The sequence below is a fragment of the Oribacterium parvum ACB1 genome (genome assembly GCF_000238055.2).
GTDB lineage: Bacteria > Bacillota > Clostridia > Lachnospirales > Lachnospiraceae > Oribacterium > Oribacterium parvum.
The window spans coordinates 1,878,938-1,897,701 of sequence record NZ_KE148312.1; the positions used below are offsets into that span (position 1 = coordinate 1,878,938).

An 18,764-nucleotide genomic window follows, 5' to 3' on the forward strand; every position below is an offset into this window, starting at 1 on the left:
GAAGGGGCTTTGCTCCTTCCTTTTTTTATTCATGGACTTTACAGTATCAGGGCTGACCTTTGAAAAATGTTAACTCTGATTCATGTGACATTATTCGGAATTAATGGTAAAATGAATCGATTTCGAGTATGAAAAGGGAGGAATAGCGTGAGAAAAGCCATTGTTGCCGTAGTGGGGCGTCCTAATGTGGGAAAATCCACTCTATTTAATACTATAGCCGGAAAGCAGATTTCCATTGTAGAGGATACACCGGGTGTAACAAGGGATCGTATCTATGCAGAAGCTTCCTGGTTGAATTATCATTTTACCTTAGTCGACACCGGCGGGATTGAGCCGGTTTCCGATGATGTTCTACTCAAGCAGATGCGTTCCCAGGCGGAGCTTGCCATAGATACCGCAGATGTGATTATTTTTGTTACCGATGTTCGAAGCGGAGTTGTTGATGCGGACTATGAAGTGGCAAATATGCTCAGAAAGTCCAAAAAGCCGGTTGTGCTCTGTGTGAATAAAGTAGACAGCGTTAAAAAATTCGGAAATGACATTTACGAGTTTTATTCCTTGGCTTTGGGAGAACCCTTTGCCGTATCTTCTGCAAACCATATGGGAATTGGAGATTTACTGGAGGCGGTAGTTCAGCACTTTCCAAAGGAGGGGGAGGCTACGGAAGAGGATGATCGTTTAAAGATAGCACTAATCGGAAAACCGAATGTAGGAAAGAGTTCTCTAACCAATAAGCTATTGGGAGAAAATCGCGTAATCGTTTCGGATATTGCAGGAACGACTCGTGACGCTATTGATACGGAAATAATCCATAACGGAGTACCCTATGTCTTTATCGATACTGCCGGACTTCGTCGTAAAGGAAGAGTAACGGAAGATATTGAGCGTTATTCTGTGATTCGTACTGTTTCTGCAGTGGATAGAGCCGACATTTGTATTGTTTTACTGGATGCTACAGAAGGGATTACGGACGGAGATACCCGTATTGCCGGTATTGCACATGAATCGGGAAAAGGTGTCATTTTGGCTGTCAATAAATGGGATCTTGTGGAGAAGGACGACAAGACCATGCAGGAATTTACCAAGAAGCTTCGTGAAAAGTTTTCTTATATGGATTATGCGGAGATTCTTTTTATTTCGGCTGAAACAGGACAGCGTACACAGAAGATATTCGAAATGGTAGATAGAATTCATGAAAATCAGGTTCTACGCATAAAGACCGGTGTCTTAAATGAAATTATGGCAAGAGCGACTGCTATGAAGCAGCCTCCTTCCGATAAGGGGAAAAGACTTAAGCTTTTCTATATTACGCAGGCTTCCGTTTCTCCTCCGACCTTTGTGATTTTTGTAAATGACAGAGAATTAATGCATTTCTCTTATACTCGCTATATTGAGAATCAGATTCGAGAGAACTTTGGATTTAGAGGTACCCCAATACGTTTTATCATAAGAGAAAGAGGAGAAGAGAGCTAGATGCCGATACGGGAAATTATTATTTGCTTGCTTGCGGGCTATGCTTTCGGGAATATCCCGAACGGCTATTTGTATGCGAAAGCACATGGGATTGATATCTATAAGGAAGGGTCAGGTAATCCCGGAAGTACAAATATTCTTCGTACCTTGGGGAAAAAAGCCGGAATCACCGTGCTTCTTATGGACATTGCGAAGTGTATGTTGCCCATCTTCTTTATGGTACTTTTCTTTAAGCCGGAGAATGAAGACATAAAAAGCCTGATTTTGATGACAACGGGAATAGGAGCGATTCTGGGGCATAATTTTCCCTGTATTCCCAAGGTAAAAGGAGGAAAAGGAGTGGCTTGTACAGGAGCTCTTTTGATTGCTCTATCCCCTCTTTATACTCTTTGCCTATTACTCTTTTTTATACTGGTTGTACTGATTACAGGCTATGTAAGCTTGGGATCAATGCTGGCTATTACGGTTTTCTTTCTCTCTGTTGTATTTTTCGGAAAAACTTCTCTACTGTTCCCGTTTTCGGGAGCGGTATATCTTCCCATGTGTGCTTTAAGTTTTCTTCTTATGGCAATGCTTATTTTTCAGCATAGAGGAAACATCAAGAGACTCTTAAATGGAACGGAGAATCGTTTTGGGAAAAAGAAGAAAGAGACTGGAAAAGAAAAGGAGCTGTTATGAAGATTACTGTGCTTGGTGCAGGAAGCTGGGGAACCGCCCTTTCCATGACACTTTGGAAAAATAAGCATACTGTTTATTTGTGGACTCATGATGAAAATGAAGCAAAGTATTTAAAAGAAAAAAGAAAATGTACGAATTTACCTGAAGTGGTCATTCCGGAAGAGATTACAATCCTTACTTCTTTAGAAGAAGCGGTAAAAGAAGGGGAAATTCTGGTCTACGCAGTGCCTTCCATTTTTACAAGGTCCATGGGGGAGAGAACCCGAGCTTTTGTTCGAAAGGAACAGATCCTTGTAACGGTTTCCAAGGGTATAGAAGAGAGTACACTTTATACTATGACGGATATATTAGAAGAGTTCTTTCCGGAAAATAAAATTGCGGTACTTTCAGGTCCTTCTCATGCCGAGGAAGTTTCCCGCTTTATTCCGACAACCATAGTTTGTGCATCGAAGGATGAAGAGACGGCAAGAACAATTCAGTCGGCTTTTATCAGTGATACCTTCCGGGTTTATACCAATAAAGATGTGCTTGGAGTGGAAATCGGTGCGGCTTTAAAAAATGTCATTGCGCTTGCTGCCGGAATTGCAGACGGACTGGGTTATGGAGATAATACCATGGCAGCTCTGATTACTCGCGGTATTGCGGAGATTGCAAGACTCGGTCAGGCCATGGGCTGCCATTTGGAAACCTTTGCCGGGCTTTCCGGAATCGGAGACTTGATTGTTACCTGTGCATCGAAACATTCCCGAAACAGAAGAGCGGGAATTCTCATTGGGCAGGGAGAGTCTTACGAAGAAGCGATGAAGGAAGTCGGTCAAGTAGTGGAGGGCGTATATGCGGCCAAAGCGGCGAAAAAGCTTGGAGAAAAGTACCAAGTGGATCTTCCGATTGTCAAGGAAGTGAATGCGGTTCTTTTCGAAGGGAAAGCGGCGAAGGACGCAGTTTCCGACCTGATGCTAAGAGACCGAAGAAGCGAAAGTTCTGCTGTCAGCTATGATAAATAAAGAATATTCATAAAAGCTGCAAGGTTTCTATTCACTGCATTCTTTTCTCTTCTTAGCGTGTATCGTGTGCAAAGCGTGCGATATCTCATTCATAACGAGTATCGCTCGCAAAGCGTGCGGTATCTCGTTTATAATAGGTATTCCTTCGGGTTATAGTGAGATAAAGATTTCATAAAAAATGTTATAAAAAGAATTGACAAGCCTTGCACTCTTCCCTATAATACGGAAAGATTTTAAGAATCAAGGGAGGATTGCAATGAAAAAACAAATTAGTTTTGCCTTGGCTATGCTTATGGCTTTGTCCTTAGCAGCATGTGGTGGAAATGCAAAGAGTAGTAATGAAACAAGTGGAGCCGCTTCAGAAGCTGCTGGTGAGAAAAAAGCGGATGCCAGCGGAAAAGTATGGAAGATTGGCGCACAGGGACCTTTAACCGGTGGCGCTGCAGTTTATGGTAATGCCGTAGTGAACGGTGCTGAAATTGCGGTGAATGAAATCAATGCAAACGGCGGAATCAACGGTTATCAGATTGAATATAAGAAAGCCGATGATGAGCATGATCAGGAAAAGGCCATCAATGCGTATAACAGCTTAAAGGACTGGGGCATGCAGTTTCTTGTAGGACCGACAACCTCTGCTCCTGCTATCGCTGTAGGAACAGAGTCCGAGCCGGATAATATGTTTATTCTTTCTCCGTCGGGTTCCGCTTTGGAAGTAACTGCACCGAAGAATGTCTTCCGTGTATGCTTCTCTGATCCTGCACAAGGAGCGAAGTCTGCACAGTATATCGGTTCTCATAAGCTGGGAACAAAGATCGGTATCATTTATGATTCTTCCGATGTTTATTCCACGGGTGTTCATGATTCCTTCAAGGAAGAGGCTCCGAAGCAGGGCTTGGAAATTGTTGCTGATGAGCAGTTTACTGCGGATTCCAACAAAGATTTTTCCACGCAGTTACAGAAGATGAAGGATTCCGGAGCGGATCTTGTTTTCTTACCCTTCTACTATACGGAGGCTGCATTGGTTCTTACCCAGGCAAATACTATGGGCTATAAGCCGACCTTCTTCGGATGTGACGGTATGGACGGCATCTTGAATGTAGAGAATTTTGATACAAAGCTTGCTGACGGCTTAATGCTTTTAACTCCGTTTGCTGCAGATGCTAAAGATGATTTGACTGTAAACTTTGTAAAGAATTACAAAGAGAAGTATAAGGATACTCCGATTCAGTTTGCTGCAGATGCTTATGATGCAGTATATGCCATTAAGGCTGCTGCTGAGAAAGCGAACCTGACACCGGATCAAAGCGTTTCCGATTTGGGCGATGCTATGGAGAAGGCTATGACCGAAATCACTTTAGATGGTCTTACCGGTTCCGGCATGAAGTGGGATGCCTCCGGAGATGTAGATAAAGAGCCGAAGGCTGTTATCATCAAAGACGGAGCCTATGTTTCCGCAGAGTAATCTTTTGTAGAGCAGTACTTTATAAAAGAGTGGGGCAGTGATTTAAGTGTTAGATTGAGTATTCTTTTCTAAAAAATCCAAGCTTCAAGATTTACGTTTTTAGCTATAAGGAAAAAGGCAATGCATTCGCTTTGCCTTTTTCTTACTGATAAGGAGAAATTTTTCTATGATGAGTTTTATTTCATATCTGTTAAGTGGTATAAGCTTAGGCTCGGTCTATGCCATTATTGCGCTTGGCTATACCATGGTATATGGAATTGCAAAAATGCTGAACTTTGCACATGGAGATATTCTGATGGTAGGGGGGTATACTGCCTTTATCGCTTTTAATCAGATGGGGCTCCCTATTCCGGTGGCAGTTCTTCTCAGTATGGCGGTTTGTACTGCACTTGGTGTATTAATTGAGCGCATTGCTTATAAGCCGCTTCGAAATGCCAATTCCCTTGCGGTACTGATTACTGCAATCGGTGTTTCCTATTTACTGCAGAATTTGGCTTTATTGCTCTTTAGTGCGAATCCGAAGAGCTTCACTTCTTTCGTAAAAATTTCTCCTATTAAACTTGCTGGCGGTAATCTTACTATTTCCGGAGAAACTGTGGTGACTATTGCGGTAGGGGCCATCGTAGCAGTTTGCTTGCTTTTATTTATTCAGAAAACAAAGGCAGGACAGGCCATGCTTGCCGTTTCCGAAGATAAGGGTGCGGCAAGTCTTATGGGGGTCAATGTTAATGCAACTATTGCGTTGACCTTTGCAATCGGCTCATCTCTTGCCAGTGTGGCAGGAATCCTGCTTTGTTCTGCGTATCCGAGTCTTACTCCGACTACAGGAGCGATGCCCGGAATTAAAGCCTTTGTCGCTGCGGTGCTTGGTGGAATCGGTTCTATTCCCGGTGCTTTTATAGGTGGGATTTTACTAGGGATTTTAGAAAATCTGTCTAAGGCGTATATTTCTTCAAAGCTGTCTGACGCTATCGTGTTTTCCGTTTTGATTGTGGTTCTCCTGATTAAGCCGACCGGCATTTTAGGAAAGAAGATTATGGAGAAGGTGTAAAATGAATAAAACAAGATTAAAGCAATTGAAAGAGATTTTTTTGAACTACGGGATACTTATTCTCGTTTATCTTGTGGTACAGTTCTTTTTACAAGCCGGATCTGTTTCTTCGCTTATGAAAGGACTTTTGGTACCTCTTTGTATCTATTCTATTTTGGCAATCAGCTTAAACCTGGTAGTAGGTATTTCCGGTGAGCTTTCCCTTGGACATGCCGGATTTATGTGTGTGGGCGCCTTTTCCTCCGCAACATGTTCTATGCTTTTAAAAGGAAGCGGGCTTTCCCCTATTTTACTTTTTTGTATAGCTCTTTTTGTAGGTGCACTTTGCGCAGGTGTTCTTGGAATTTTAATCGGTATACCCGTACTTCGTTTGAAGGGAGATTATCTGGCTATTGTGACCCTGGCTTTCGGTGAGATTATCAAAAACCTCATCAATGCACTTTATTTTGGTGTAGATAAGGCCGGCTGGCATTTTTCTTTAAAGGATAGTAACGCAATTTCTTTGGGAGAGGGTGGAACATGGATTATTAAGGGAGCGCAAGGAATTACAGGAACTCCGAAGTATAGTAATTTTACAATAGGAATTGTTCTTCTTATCCTTTCCATGCTTTTTATCCAGCATTTTATTCACTCCAGAACAGGACGTGCAGTGATGGCGATTCGTGACAATCGAATTGCGGCGGAGAGTATCGGCTTGCCTGTTACCAGATTAAAGCTTCTTTGTTTTTCTATATCTGCTGCCTTTGCCGGTATAGCCGGTGTGCTTTATGCGCATAATTTAAGCTCTTTACAGGCACTTCCGAAGAATTTCGGCTATAATCAGTCCATCATGATTTTGGTATTTGTGGTTTTGGGCGGAATCGGAAATATGCGCGGCTCTATTCTTGCAGCAGTGGTTTTAACCCTTCTTCCGGAACTACTTCGGTCCTTAAATGATTACAGAATGCTGATTTATGCTGTAGTTTTAATTCTTATGATGCTCTTTACCTCCGCACCGAACTTTATTGCTTTGCGTAAGAGTATTGTAGAGAAGTTCCGTAAAAAGGAGGTGGCAGCATGAATTTATTAGAAGTAAATGCTTTAGGGATTTCCTTTGGTGGACTTAAGGCTGTAGATAATTTCCATGTATCCGTGAAGAAAAATGAGCTATATGGTTTAATCGGACCGAACGGTGCCGGAAAAACCACGATATTCAACCTTCTTACCGGTGTATATAAGCCCAATTCCGGAGAAATCCTTTTGAACGGCAAAAATCTGGTGGGGAAGAGCTGTATCAAAATTAACCATGAGGGGGTAGCAAGAACCTTCCAAAATATTCGTCTTTTCAATAAGCTGTCTGTTTTGGATAATGTTAAAGCAGGCTATTTTGAGTCTCAAAAGTATAGCTTTTTAGACGGAATCTTTTGCCTTCCCAATTATTTTAAGAAAGAAAAAGCCATGGATGAGTTGGCTATAGATTTGCTTTCCGTTTTTCACTTGGAAGACTTGGCAAATGAATCGGCAGGAAATCTTCCTTATGGAAAACAGCGAAAGCTTGAGATTGCGAGAGCTCTTTCTACAAATCCGTCCCTTCTTCTTCTGGATGAGCCGGCTGCGGGGATGAATCCGAGTGAGACGGAAGAGTTAATGGAAACAATTCGCCTAGTTAGAGACCGCTTCGATATGACCGTTTTACTTATTGAGCATGACATGAAGCTAGTTTCCGGAATCTGTGACAGACTGACTGTATTAAACTTCGGTCAGGTTCTTGCTGAGGGAGAGACCGCTGAAGTTCTGCACGATGAGAAGGTTATTAAAGCCTATTTAGGAGAGTAGTATGGGAAAGATACTGGAAGTAAAAAATCTACATGTGCATTATGGTATGATTCATGCAATTAAGGGGATTTCCTTTCATGTGAATAAGGGTGAAATTGTTACCTTAATTGGAGCAAACGGTGCGGGGAAAACCAGTACCTTACAGACGATTACCGGGCTTATTTCGTCTTCCTCCGGAGAAATTATCTATAATGAAAAACATATTGAAAAGGTCCCTGGACATAAGCTTGTAGAACGGGGATTGGCCCATGTTCCCGAGGGAAGAAGAGTCTTTGCCAGTCTTTCCGTTTACCAGAACCTTATGCTGGGTGCCTATACCAGAAAAGATAAGAAAGAAATTGAAGATAGTTTGGAAATGATTTATCATCATTTTCCAAGACTGAAAGAAAGAAGAAATCAGGTAGCGGGGACGCTTTCCGGAGGAGAACAGCAGATGCTTGCAATGGGAAGAGCTCTTATGTCTAAGCCGGAAATGATTCTTTTGGATGAGCCCTCGATGGGACTTTCTCCGATTTATGTGAATGAGATATTCTCTCTTATTCAAATGATTCACGATAGCGGAGTTACGGTGCTTTTAGTAGAGCAAAATGCGAATAAGGCACTGATGATTGCGGATCGCGCCTATGTTTTGGAAACCGGTTCCATTGCGCTCGAAGGAAATGCAAAAGAACTATTAGAGGACCCCAAGGTCAAGGCGGCTTATCTTTCGGAGTAAAAATGAGTAAAAAAAGTCTGACTCAATTTATCTTCTTTATTATGATCCTACTTGTTTTAGGACTTGGTATAAGCTTTCTTTTTCAGAGAAGATGGAAAAGAAAGCTTATGCAGTATGAAACGAAGTTAAACGTACAGGATGCTCCTGCAAGAGAAATTTTACCTGTAGAAGAAGAGGAAGATGAATTTGGGGAAGAGGATAGTATTTTTCATTTTCAAAACGAATTCTCCCGTCTTGAGCAGATAGAAGAGGATTCTGACTGGCATAGAGGGCTTCCCTTAAGAAGACGTTATGAAGAAATAGCCGGTCTTTACGATAAGGAGTTGCAGAGGCTTGTTTCTTATTATGCCGGAAAGATTACGGGGACGGAGAGAGAAAATTTCTTTGTTGAGCAGAGTATTTTTTTGGCGGAAAGAAGCAGAGAAAGCAAAAAAGAATTGAGTCAGGATAAGACAGGAATAGAAGAAAATGTAGATTACCTGAAGAAGTATATCGTTCTTACTAAAAATAGATGTAGCGTCATTTTGGATAAGATTGTGGACGAATTTGATGAATAAAATTGTTTTCTGTCGGCATTAAAAAGCGGGAGAGGGATATCCGTCCTTCTCCTATTTTTATAGATGCTTTAGCTCTATATTCAGCTTTATTTTACCGAAATATCTTATGGAGTCTGCCAAACGCTATTTGGTAAAATACTTAACGCTATTTGGTAAAATGCCCGGCTTGAACTTGTTCTTTGAGTAAGGTATAATTTTAAAGTTTTATAAGAGAAAGAGCCGGGAAAAAGGGTAAATTTTTCCTTTTATAATCCCGAACAATCAATTTAATATCTTGTGTATTATAGAGGAGATTTTATGGAAAAATATGGTGTAAATGAATTACGAAAGATGTTTCTGGACTATTTTCGGGAGCAGGATCATCTTATTATGAAGAGCTTTTCATTGGTTCCTCACAATGATAACAGCTTGCTCTTAATCAATTCGGGCATGGCACCCTTAAAACCTTATTTTACAGGGCAGGAGATTCCGCCTAAGAGAAGAGTTTCTACCTGTCAGAAATGTATTCGTACAGGCGATATTGAGAATATCGGAAAGACGGCTCGCCATGGTACCTTCTTTGAGATGCTCGGAAATTTCTCCTTCGGAGATTACTTTAAGTCCGAAGCTCTGCATTTTGCTTGGGAGTTTTTAACGGAGAGAGTGGGACTTCCGAAGGATAGACTTTATCCCAGTATTTATCTTGATGATGAAGAAGCATTCAAAGTTTGGACGGAAGAAATCGGTGTTCCGAAGGAAAGAGTTTATCGCTTCGGTAAGGCAGACAATTTCTGGGAGCACGGCGCAGGACCCTGCGGTCCCTGTTCCGAGATTTACTATGATCGCGGTGAAAAGTACGGTACCGGTCCGGAAGATGTAATGGGCGGAGAAGGTGACCGTTTTATTGAGGTATGGAATGTAGTATTCTCCCAGTTTAACAACGACGGAAAGGGAAACTACACCGAGCTTGTGCAGAAGAACATTGATACCGGTATGGGGCTGGAAAGACTTGCTGTAGTCTGCCAGGATGTTCCCTCTCTTTTTGATGTGGATACCAACAAGGCTATGATGGAAGAGATTGCCGGTCTTTCTCATAAGCGTTATATGGAAAATAAGGAGCATGATATTTCTTTCCGTATTATTGCAGACCATGTGAAGAGCTGTACCTTTATGGCTTCTGACGGAATCATGCCGTCCAATGAAGGAAGAGGTTATGTCTTCCGAAGACTCCTAAGAAGAGCGGCAAGACATGGAAGAATTTTAGGAATTGACGGGGCTTTTCTGGCTACTCTTTCCGAAAAAGCAATCGCGCTTTCTAAGGATGGCTATCCGGAGCTCGAAGAAAAGAAGGACATGATTCTTCGTGTGATTGCCGAAGAGGAAGAGCGCTTTAATAAGACCATTGATAACGGTCTTGCGATTCTCCAGTCCTTAATTCAGGATTTACAGAAGAAGAAAGAGAAGACACTTTCCGGAGATGAAGCCTTCCGTCTCTATGACACCTATGGTTTCCCCTTGGATTTAACCAAGGAAATCCTTGAGGATGCCGGCATGGATTTGGATGAAGAGGCTTTTCATCAGGCGATGAAGGTACAGAAGGATACAGCCCGTGCTGCAAGAAAGACCACAAACTATATGGGACGTGACGATATTTACCAGACTCTGGATCCGAGCATCAGTTCAGAGTTTACAGGTTATGACAGATTGGAAGAGGACGCTACGGTAAAGGCTCTTGTATTTTTATCCGATGAAGAAGGGCAGGGCAGTATTTCCGATAAGATTACGGAGGGACAGAAGGCTGCCATTATTACAGATAAAACACCATTCTATGCCACCATGGGCGGACAGCAAGGCGATCGAGGAGAAATCAGCGGAGAGAATTCCTTGTTTATCGTAGATGAAACCATTCATTTACAGGGAGGAAAGATTGCGCACCTCGGTGTAATGGAGCAGGGAGAGATTAGCCTAAATGAAAAGGTACATCTTTCTGTAGACGAAGAAGCAAGAAATCTGACGGCGAGAAACCATACGGCTACACATCTCTTACAGAAGGCTTTAAAGACCGTTTTGGGATCTCATGTAGAGCAGGCCGGTGCTTATTATGATGATAAGCGTCTTCGTTTTGACTTTACGCACTTTGCGGCACTCACTAAGGACGAATTAAAGAAGGTTGAAGAAATGGTCAACCAAGAGATTGCAAAGGGTGAGCTTGTAAAGACTGAGGAAATGAGCTTAGAGGATGCTAAGAAGTCCGGTGCAATTGCTCTTTTCGGAGAAAAGTACGGCGACAAGGTACGCGTAGTTTCCGTTGGAGACTATTCTGTAGAGCTTTGTGGCGGAACGCATGTAAGTCAGTCCGGCAGTATCCAGGGCTTTAAGATTGTTTCGGAGCAGGGTATTGCAGCCGGTGTAAGAAGAATTGAGGCCTTAACCTCTCAGAATCTTTTTGACTACTTCCAGAAGGAAGAGGAGCTTTTAAAGGAATTAAGTGCTAAGTTAAAGGCCGATCCCGAGCATTTATTGCAAAGAATCGAAAGCCTTGAGCAGGAACTGAAATCCAGTAAGTCCGATCTCGATAAGCTGAAAGAGAAGATTGCAAAGGAGGAGATGGGAGAACTCAGTGCGGAAAATATAAACGGATGCTCCGTAATTATAAAAGAATTGCAGGGGGTAGACATCAACGGTCTTAGAACTTTGGGAGACAGCCTGAAGGATAAGTATGAGAACGCTTTTGTGCTTCTCCTTTCCGTGGTAGACGGAAAACCGGTTCTTATGGCGACAGCGTCTGATGCCGCAGTAAAGAAGGGAGCACACGCGGGAAACCTGATTAAAGAAGTAGCAGGCGTTCTTGGTGGTGGCGGAGGTGGAAAGCCGCAGATGGCACAGGCCGGTGGAAAAGATCTTTCCGCAATTCCGGAAGCCCTTAAAAAGGCAAAGGATATTATTCAGGCACAGCTACAGGGATAATGCCGGATTCCATAGATTCTTATGTCGTAAAAGATAAACTACAGATTTAGACGGATGTAAAGGATGAGTTGAAGTAAGAAAAAACCTCGAGATAGATTTCTCGAGGTTTTTTGAATGCACAACAAGTTTATTGCCAAGCATGAAATCATTTACTTACTTGTTTTTCTCCGTCTTATTCTACGGGATTTCTGAGCAATATATACTAACAATGCAGTTCCTGAAATGCCAAAAAGACTTGCCCATAAGAGAAGATGAGAAGCATCTTCTGTTGGAATATTCCGTTTATTTTTTACTGCAGCCGGTCTATATTCACCCAGAACTTCCGGAGCCGGACTGTTTTCAACTACTTCACTCGGTGTAGGAATAGGCTTAAATATGCCCGCTACAGTTGGAGGAGGAGTTGTGGATGTAGACGGTGTAGTCGGTGTGGGATTCGGATCAGGGTTTGGTCCCGGATTCGGACTAGGGTTCGGTCTAGGATTTGGATTTGGGTTAGGATTTGGATCAGGATCGGGGGTTGGCGTAGGATTTTTTGTATTGGTTACAATATACCCGTCTTTCTGATCACCACTTATAGAAGAGCTATATCCGGATAGGGCTACTTCTTCAACTGTATATACAATTTCATTTCCGTCGAACTCATTAAATCTGGGGAGTTTATTAAAGTAGTGTGTCCATTGCTCTGCCTCGGTTAATTTTACCTTTTCTTTTACAACTCCGTCCGCAAGAAGCTTGATTTCAACTTGATTTGCGGATTCTCCATTCCATTTTTTTTCTACGCGAATAGAAGTTTCAGGAATATTAATAATAGTAAAGCCTGTTTTTTGGTTTCCGCTAACTTTTACGGCATAGCCTTCAATAGGACTTTCCTTCACAAAGTAGCGATATAAATTATTGTTTTCATCTACCTTGGGAATATTTTTAAAGATAAGCTCCCATTTTCCATCGACTTCCTTCATCGTTTCCGAACCGATATAAACAGGATTTTCGGGATCTTCTTTATTTTCACGATAAAGCTCGATGGTAATGTTGCTTGGGCGAGTATCCGGATTATCAAATTTCCAGTCCTTTGTAACTTTTAACTCGATTACTTTTCTCTCTCCCATATTAACAGTTCCGTTTGAACCGATACCGCCACCTCTTGTTTTGGAAATATTACCGGAAATAATGACATCTGCCAAGTATTCAGAGGCACTGTCTTCCGTTACATCCGTATGAAGACCCAAGATTTCGAAGCGGGTTGCATCCAATACACCATTTAATTTATTTAAAGGAAGCACTTCATCTCTATCATTTTTCCAATTATAAGGTGTGCCTCCCGGCATAAAAGCGGAAATGTAGTAAGTGGGGAATCCGTTATGCCTTCCAAAAGAGAAGAGACCGGATTCAATATCAATATCTCCGGCTCTGGTGGCTTGATTATTGAAAATTGCTACACCGTTTTTTACATTAATACTACTGAGAGAAACAGGGCATGATGCATATCCTCCTCCTGCAATCTCCGCGCTATTCTCTTTTATAACTGCATAGTTCAGATTCAAAATACCGTTCTTTCTGCCGGATTCGGGGTTTTCACCATTAACATAGATACCGCCTCCGCCAAACATATGAGGGGTATTTCCTGTCCCGCTCATAGTGTTGTCAATAATCTGACCTGAGTTAATATTGGCAACGGAATATCCTTGTTCATATGCAGAGGATTGTACATAGATACCACCTCCGCAGGATCCGGAGATATTCTCGCTGATAATTCCGCCATTCATGTTTAGGGTATTTCCTAGTAATGTATCATAATAGGTTCCAACGCTTATTCCGCCACCTATTTCTTCGGACATATTTCCTGTAATCAAGGAATCTCCACTTATATTAATGGTTGAACTTTGAAAAGCTGCAATACCTCCACCGCTTGCTCCGGCATCCTTTCCCGGATTTGCTTTGTTGTTGCTGATGGTTCCACCGGACATATTGAAAGTGGCATTGCTACCTAAAAATACGCCCCCTCCCATATAAGCGCTATTATTTCGGATAATACCGCCTCGCATGTTAATTGTTTTTTTGGGGGAGAAAAATTCTGCATAAACAGCTCCTCCAAAAACATTGGTGGATTCAGGGTCGGTGGCAAAGTTGTTTTCTAAAATAGTGCCTTCTTCTATGTTTAAAGTACCATTTACATAGATAAGAGATTTTCTGGTCTTATTCTCGTTTTCTTCGCCGCCATCAATGGTGACATCCTGCAATGTTAATTCTTCCCCTTTTGCTACTTCTAACAGATAATCTCCGTAGCCCGGAGCACGTTTCAGAATAGCGGAGGTTCCTTCCAAGCTGAGCTCTCCGCTTACTGCTGTTTTTCCCGATACATATATGATACTAATATCGGGGTTCTCGCTTGCCATTTCCTTTGCTTTTTTAAAGGTCTTTACAGCTGTTTCTTCTGTTTCTCCGTCATTGTTATCATTGCCTTTTTCTCCGTTTAAATAAATGCTTCCTTCCTCTGCATAAACCTTCTGCAGATTTCCCGGAAGAAGCATCATTATTGCAATAATAAAAAAGAATGAAAAGACAGAAACAATACTTCTGTGAACCCGTTTCGTAAGGAAACGAGCGAAAGAATTTTTCATTAAGTTACCTCCTGATCATTGCTTATATTTTGCCGAATCATGTTGTAAAAATATAATATCACAATATTAAATTAATACAAGATTTCGAAATAATTTATGAATTATTTTTTAAAAATGAAGAATTTTATTATGTGAATGGAATATTAGTTTTAGAACGAAAGCAAATAGAACAGGGTATGCCCTTTTTACTGAAGAGATACCAAACAAATAAATTTCTACTCAGAGAAAGTTTATTTTAAATTGCTTTATCTTGAATTGAAATAGAGTAGGGTTTAAAATTTGTCTTAACTAATCAGACAGAAACAGAAAAAAGATTGTAAATACGGGAATAAAAAATAGAGATGATAAATACGGAAAGAAACAAACAGAGATTTTACATTAGGAGAAGCCGGAATGAAAAACTACATGAATAAGGATCAGAAAATGCCTCTTTACGGCATAGGGCCTTTTCTGATTTTGGCCGTTGCCCTTCTTTCTTTACTGGGAATCCTCTTATCCTACACTGTCTTATCGGGAGGAACGGTGAATGGGACGGGAAAGCTATGGTTTTATTTTGCCGCATTTTTTTTGATTTCCTCGGGATTATTGATTTGGTTTTTTGGAGCAGTGCATTCCGATGTGGATAGGTATATTCAGGAAAACAGACTGAAAACCGACGGCATCTACGCATGGACAAGAAACCCCATGTATACGGGATGGTGGTTTGTCCTAATCGGGATTCTGCTTCTTTTCCATAACCTTTGGACACTTCCTCTTATTCCACTGCAATGGGCGCTTTTAACCGTGGTCTTAAAGAGAACGGAAGAGCAGTGGCTTAGGGAGCTTTTCGGGGAAGAATATGAAAGATATTGTAAAAGAGTAAATAGACTTTTGCCGTGTAAAAAACAGACTGCTTCCATGTAAAAAAATCATTTGACTTAAAGGAAAATTTTGCTATAATAAAGCGTAGTTTGTGCCCGAAGGGAGGTTTGGGAGTTCGCATGTCAAGTGTTATCGTAAAAGAGAACGAGTCTTTGGACAGTGCATTACGCAGATTCAAGAGAAACTGTGCTAAGGCAGGGATCCAGCAAGAAATTCGTAAGAGAGAGCATTACGAGAAGCCGTCCGTTAGACGTAAGAAGAAGTCTGAAGCGGCTAGAAAGCGTAAGTTCAATTAATTCATGCGAGGCTATTGGTCTCGTTTATAGCGTAGAGATAGCCCCGATTCATTTTGAATTGGGGCTATTTCCTTCCATGAAGGAGTATAATGGCGGAGAAAGAACTGATTTTAGACATCCCCTTAGAGCATGAAATGAATATTCTGGGGGATATGGACAAGTATTTACGAAAGTTACAGAGACAGTTTTCGGTGAACATCATTGACCGGGACGGTTTATTAAAGATTATCGGGGAAGAAGAAAATGCGGAAAAGACAAAAGAGGTTCTTCTTTCCCTTTTAAAGTTATCCGAAAAAGGGAATCGGATTTCAGAGCAAAATGTGGACTATGCCATTTCCCTTACCATAAAGGAGGGGAAGGCGGAGCAGATTTTACAGCTGGAAGAGGATTTCGTGGCAAGAACCGCTCTTGGAAAGCCGGTAAAGCCGAAGACCCTGGGGCAGAAGTCCTATGTCGATAAGATTCGGAAAAATATGATTACCTTCGGCGTGGGTCCCGCCGGAACGGGAAAGACCTATCTTGCGATGGCCATGGCGATTACCGCCTTTAGAGAGGAAGAGGTCTCCCGTATTATTCTGACTAGACCGGCGATTGAAGCGGGAGAGAAGCTCGGCTTTTTGCCGGGAGACCTGCAGTCGAAGGTGGATCCGTATCTTCGTCCGCTCTATGACGCTCTTTATAATATCATGGGGCCGGAGCAGTACCTTGCGAATGCCGAGAAGGGACTCATTGAAGTGGCTCCTCTTGCGTATATGAGAGGAAGAACACTGGACAATGCCTATATTATCCTTGATGAGGCGCAGAATACCACTCCTGCGCAGATGAAGATGTTTCTGACAAGAATCGGCTTCGGCTCGAAGGTGATTGTGACAGGAGACCTTACGCAGAAGGATCTGGAAGAGGGAAAGCGTTCCGGTCTGGAAGATGCCATGTTTATCTTAAAAAATGTGGAAGGAATCGCCTTTTCGGAGCTAACCAGCGAAGACGTAGTAAGGCATCCTCTTGTGCAGAGAATCGTCAATGCCTACGAGAAGGATGAGGAGAGAAAAAAGAGGGAAAACCATGCAAATCGACATAGAGTGGGAAGTAGGGAAAGAAACAAGCGTTCCATATGAGAAGATTGCGAGAGAAATTGTGGAAGAGGCGGCGGATTTTGTCGGCTGCCCCTATGATATTTCCGTTTCCGTTCTTTTTATAGAGGATGAGGAAATGCACAGGATTAATCTGGAAAACAGGGGAATCGATAAGTCTACCGATGTCCTCTCTTTTCCGATGTTTGAACTGGAGAGTCCCGGAGTTTTTACGGAAGACCTGGAAGAGGATCCCGGTAACTTTGATCCGGACAGCGGTGAGCTTCTGCTCGGAGACATTATTCTAAACTGGGACAGGGTACTTTCGCAGGCGGAAGAGTACGGACATAGCGTAGAGAGAGAACTGGCCTTTTTGATTGCTCATTCCATGCTGCATCTCTTTTCCTTTGATCACATGGAAGAGGAGGAGCGGAAGGAAATGGAAGAGAAGCAGGAAATGATTTTACAAAATAGAGGGTATCTAAGATGAGTAAGGGAAGAGTTTCTTCTAAGGCGACAGTTTCTACTAAGGCTACAGGACATAGGAATAATTTCGTACTGCAAGGCTCTCTTCTTGCCGTAGCGGGGATTTTAGTCCGCATCATCGGAATGGTTTACCGTATTCCTTTGACGGCGATTATTTCCGATGAGGGAAACGGGTATTATACCTCCGCGTTTTCCATCTATACTCTGCTCCTCATTCTATCCAGCTATTCCATGCCTACGGCAATTTCCAAGCTGATTTCCCAAAATTTAGCCAAGAAACAATATAGAAACACGGAGCGTGTGCTTCGCGTTTCTTTCCTGTATTCCTCTTTAATGGGGGCGGTTATGGCGTCGGTCCTTTTCTTCGGAGCGGACGGGATTGCGGAGCTTTTAAAGAAGCCTTATGCGGCCTTTGCGCTTCGCGCTTTAGCCCCGACTGTTTGGATTATGGCTTACTTGGGACTTCTTCGCGGTTATTTTCAGGGAATGGGAAATATGATTCCCACTGCGATTTCACAGATCTTGGAGCAGATTGCGAATGCCATCGTATCCGTTTTAATGGCCTATGTTTTATTTGCCAAGGGACAGCAGGCGGATTTACTCTATAAAAATACGGAGTTTTCCTATGCCTACGGGGCAATGGGGGGAGCAATCGGAACCGGTGCGGGTGCGGGATTGGCCCTCCTCTTTATGTTTCTCTTATACCGCTATCAGCGCCCAGCTTTAAGAAGAAAGGCAAAGCGGGACGAGGGGCTTACGGAGAGCTATGAGCGGTCTGCGATGCTCCTTCTCTTTACCATGTTGCCGATTCTTTTTTCCAGTACGGTTTACAATATTTCTTCCGTTTTGGATGATTTTCTCTATTCCTCGATTATGACAAGCCTCGGCTCAAAAACGAAGCAGATTGTCATGGAATGGGGGATTTTCGGAGAGTATCATGTGCTCTTTAATATCCCGGTTGCCTTGGCCAATGCACTTTCTTCGTCTTTAATACCGGCTCTTACCATGGCGGTAGCATCTCACGACAGACAGAAAACGCTTTCTCAGATTCGGGTGAGTATTCGCTTTACCCTTCTCATTGCCGTGCCCTGTTCCATCGGTATGGCAGTGCTTGCGGATCCGCTTTCCCGTATGCTTTTCCCCGGTAAAAATGTGCATCTTTTAATTCAGCTTACGAGAGTTGGCTCCTTTGCCGTACTGCTGTACTCGCTTTCCACGATTACGAATGCGATTTTACAGGGACTCGGGCACTTGAATCTACCTCTTTATCATTCCATGGTTGCCCTCGTTTTACACCTTCTATCCTTGGTGCTTTTCCTCTATGCGGGTCTTGGAATCTATGGCGTCGTTTTATCGAATATTGTTTTTGCGCTGATTATGTGTTTCTTAAATCAACGTGCTATTTTCCGGCATACCCGTTTTCGGATTGATCTCTTCCGAAGTCTGGTGATGCCGATGCTTTCGGGACTGATTATGGGCGGTGCAGCCTATGTGATTTACTTTGTGATATATATTTTGCTTCCGGAAGGCTTGAGAAAGGGAAGAGTTGGATCAGCTATGTCTCTTCTTCCGGCTGTTTTTATTGCTATTTTGATTTACTTCTTCCTTCTTTTAAAGAGCCATACTTTGACAAGGGAAGATTTGGATGAAATGCCGATGGGCGGAAGACTGAAGCGCTTCCTGTAAAAATGGAAGGATATAGATTTTTTTAGAGATTTTCGCGTATGGATAC

At 42.4% G+C, this 18,764-nt stretch carries 16 protein-coding genes; 15 read left to right on the top strand and 1 reads right to left on the bottom strand.

The genetic code is table 11. From position 1 onward, the window contains the following. Positions 1-147 precede the first annotated feature (147 nt). The 10 genes from der (at position 148) to alaS (ending at position 11,701) form a co-directional block, all read left to right on the top strand. Positions 148-1,473: a ribosome biogenesis GTPase Der gene (gene der / locus HMPREF9625_RS08330; protein WP_009534250.1), complete on the top strand. Its 1,326-nt coding sequence runs from the start codon at positions 148-150 to the stop codon at positions 1,471-1,473. After that, the gene (gene plsY, locus HMPREF9625_RS08335; protein WP_009534251.1) at positions 1,474-2,151 is read left to right on the top strand and encodes a glycerol-3-phosphate 1-O-acyltransferase PlsY; all 678 of its coding nucleotides are present in this window, start codon (positions 1,474-1,476) and stop codon (positions 2,149-2,151) included. Next, entirely contained in the window at positions 2,148-3,155 is a 1,008-nt protein-coding gene (locus HMPREF9625_RS08340) for an NAD(P)H-dependent glycerol-3-phosphate dehydrogenase (protein ID WP_009534252.1), read from the top strand. Before plsY ends, HMPREF9625_RS08340 begins: the two co-directional genes overlap by 4 nt. A 256-nt stretch (positions 3,156-3,411) precedes the next feature. Continuing rightward, positions 3,412-4,617: an ABC transporter substrate-binding protein gene (locus HMPREF9625_RS08345; protein ID WP_009534253.1), complete on the top strand. Its 1,206-nt coding sequence runs from the start codon at positions 3,412-3,414 to the stop codon at positions 4,615-4,617. Between the two features lie 169 nt (positions 4,618-4,786). Continuing rightward, complete coding sequence (locus HMPREF9625_RS08350; RefSeq protein ID WP_036569576.1) at positions 4,787-5,668, top strand: branched-chain amino acid ABC transporter permease; 882 nt, start codon at positions 4,787-4,789, stop codon at positions 5,666-5,668. A 1-nt stretch (position 5,669) separates the two neighbouring features. Next, positions 5,670-6,728 (top strand): branched-chain amino acid ABC transporter permease, encoded by a 1,059-nt coding sequence (locus HMPREF9625_RS08355; RefSeq protein ID WP_009534255.1) that lies wholly within the window; start codon positions 5,670-5,672, stop codon positions 6,726-6,728. Beyond that, entirely contained in the window at positions 6,725-7,483 is a 759-nt protein-coding gene (locus HMPREF9625_RS08360; RefSeq protein ID WP_009534256.1) for an ABC transporter ATP-binding protein, read from the top strand. Before HMPREF9625_RS08355 ends, HMPREF9625_RS08360 begins: the two co-directional genes overlap by 4 nt. Position 7,484: 1 nt before the next feature. After that, complete coding sequence (locus HMPREF9625_RS08365; protein WP_009534257.1) at positions 7,485-8,198, top strand: ABC transporter ATP-binding protein; 714 nt, start codon at positions 7,485-7,487, stop codon at positions 8,196-8,198. A 2-nt stretch (positions 8,199-8,200) separates the two neighbouring features. Further along, positions 8,201-8,755: a hypothetical protein gene (locus HMPREF9625_RS08370; RefSeq protein ID WP_009534258.1), complete on the top strand. Its 555-nt coding sequence runs from the start codon at positions 8,201-8,203 to the stop codon at positions 8,753-8,755. Positions 8,756-9,052: 297 nt separating this feature from the next. Next, positions 9,053-11,701 carry an alanine--tRNA ligase gene (alaS, locus tag HMPREF9625_RS08375; protein ID WP_009534259.1) on the top strand — a complete coding sequence of 883 codons (2,649 nt, stop codon included), beginning with the start codon at positions 9,053-9,055 and terminating at the stop codon, positions 11,699-11,701. 149 nt (positions 11,702-11,850) lie between these two features. On the opposite strand, the gene HMPREF9625_RS08380 is transcribed toward alaS, so the two are convergent. After that, positions 11,851-14,319, bottom strand: coding sequence for a Cna B-type domain-containing protein (locus HMPREF9625_RS08380; protein WP_009534260.1), 2,469 nt, complete (start codon positions 14,317-14,319; stop codon positions 11,851-11,853). A 393-nt stretch (positions 14,320-14,712) separates the two neighbouring features. Between HMPREF9625_RS08380 and HMPREF9625_RS08385 the strand changes: the two genes are divergently transcribed. From HMPREF9625_RS08385 to HMPREF9625_RS08405, 5 genes are all read left to right on the top strand, one after another. Then, positions 14,713-15,222, top strand: a complete 510-nt coding sequence (locus HMPREF9625_RS08385; protein WP_009534261.1) for a methyltransferase family protein — start codon at positions 14,713-14,715, stop codon at positions 15,220-15,222. 77 nt (positions 15,223-15,299) lie between these two features. Then, a complete protein-coding gene (gene rpsU, locus HMPREF9625_RS08390; protein WP_009429204.1) occupies positions 15,300-15,476 on the top strand; it encodes a 30S ribosomal protein S21 in 177 nt (58 codons plus the stop codon). Between the two features lie 89 nt (positions 15,477-15,565). Then, positions 15,566-16,591: a PhoH family protein gene (locus HMPREF9625_RS08395; RefSeq protein WP_009534262.1), complete on the top strand. Its 1,026-nt coding sequence runs from the start codon at positions 15,566-15,568 to the stop codon at positions 16,589-16,591. Next, a complete protein-coding gene (gene ybeY / locus HMPREF9625_RS08400; RefSeq protein ID WP_009534263.1) occupies positions 16,539-17,036 on the top strand; it encodes an rRNA maturation RNase YbeY in 498 nt (165 codons plus the stop codon). The genes HMPREF9625_RS08395 and ybeY overlap by 53 nt, the downstream gene beginning before the upstream one ends. After that, positions 17,033-18,718 (top strand): putative polysaccharide biosynthesis protein, encoded by a 1,686-nt coding sequence (locus HMPREF9625_RS08405; protein WP_009534264.1) that lies wholly within the window; start codon positions 17,033-17,035, stop codon positions 18,716-18,718. The genes ybeY and HMPREF9625_RS08405 overlap by 4 nt, the downstream gene beginning before the upstream one ends. The last annotated feature ends 46 nt before the right edge of the window (positions 18,719-18,764 follow it).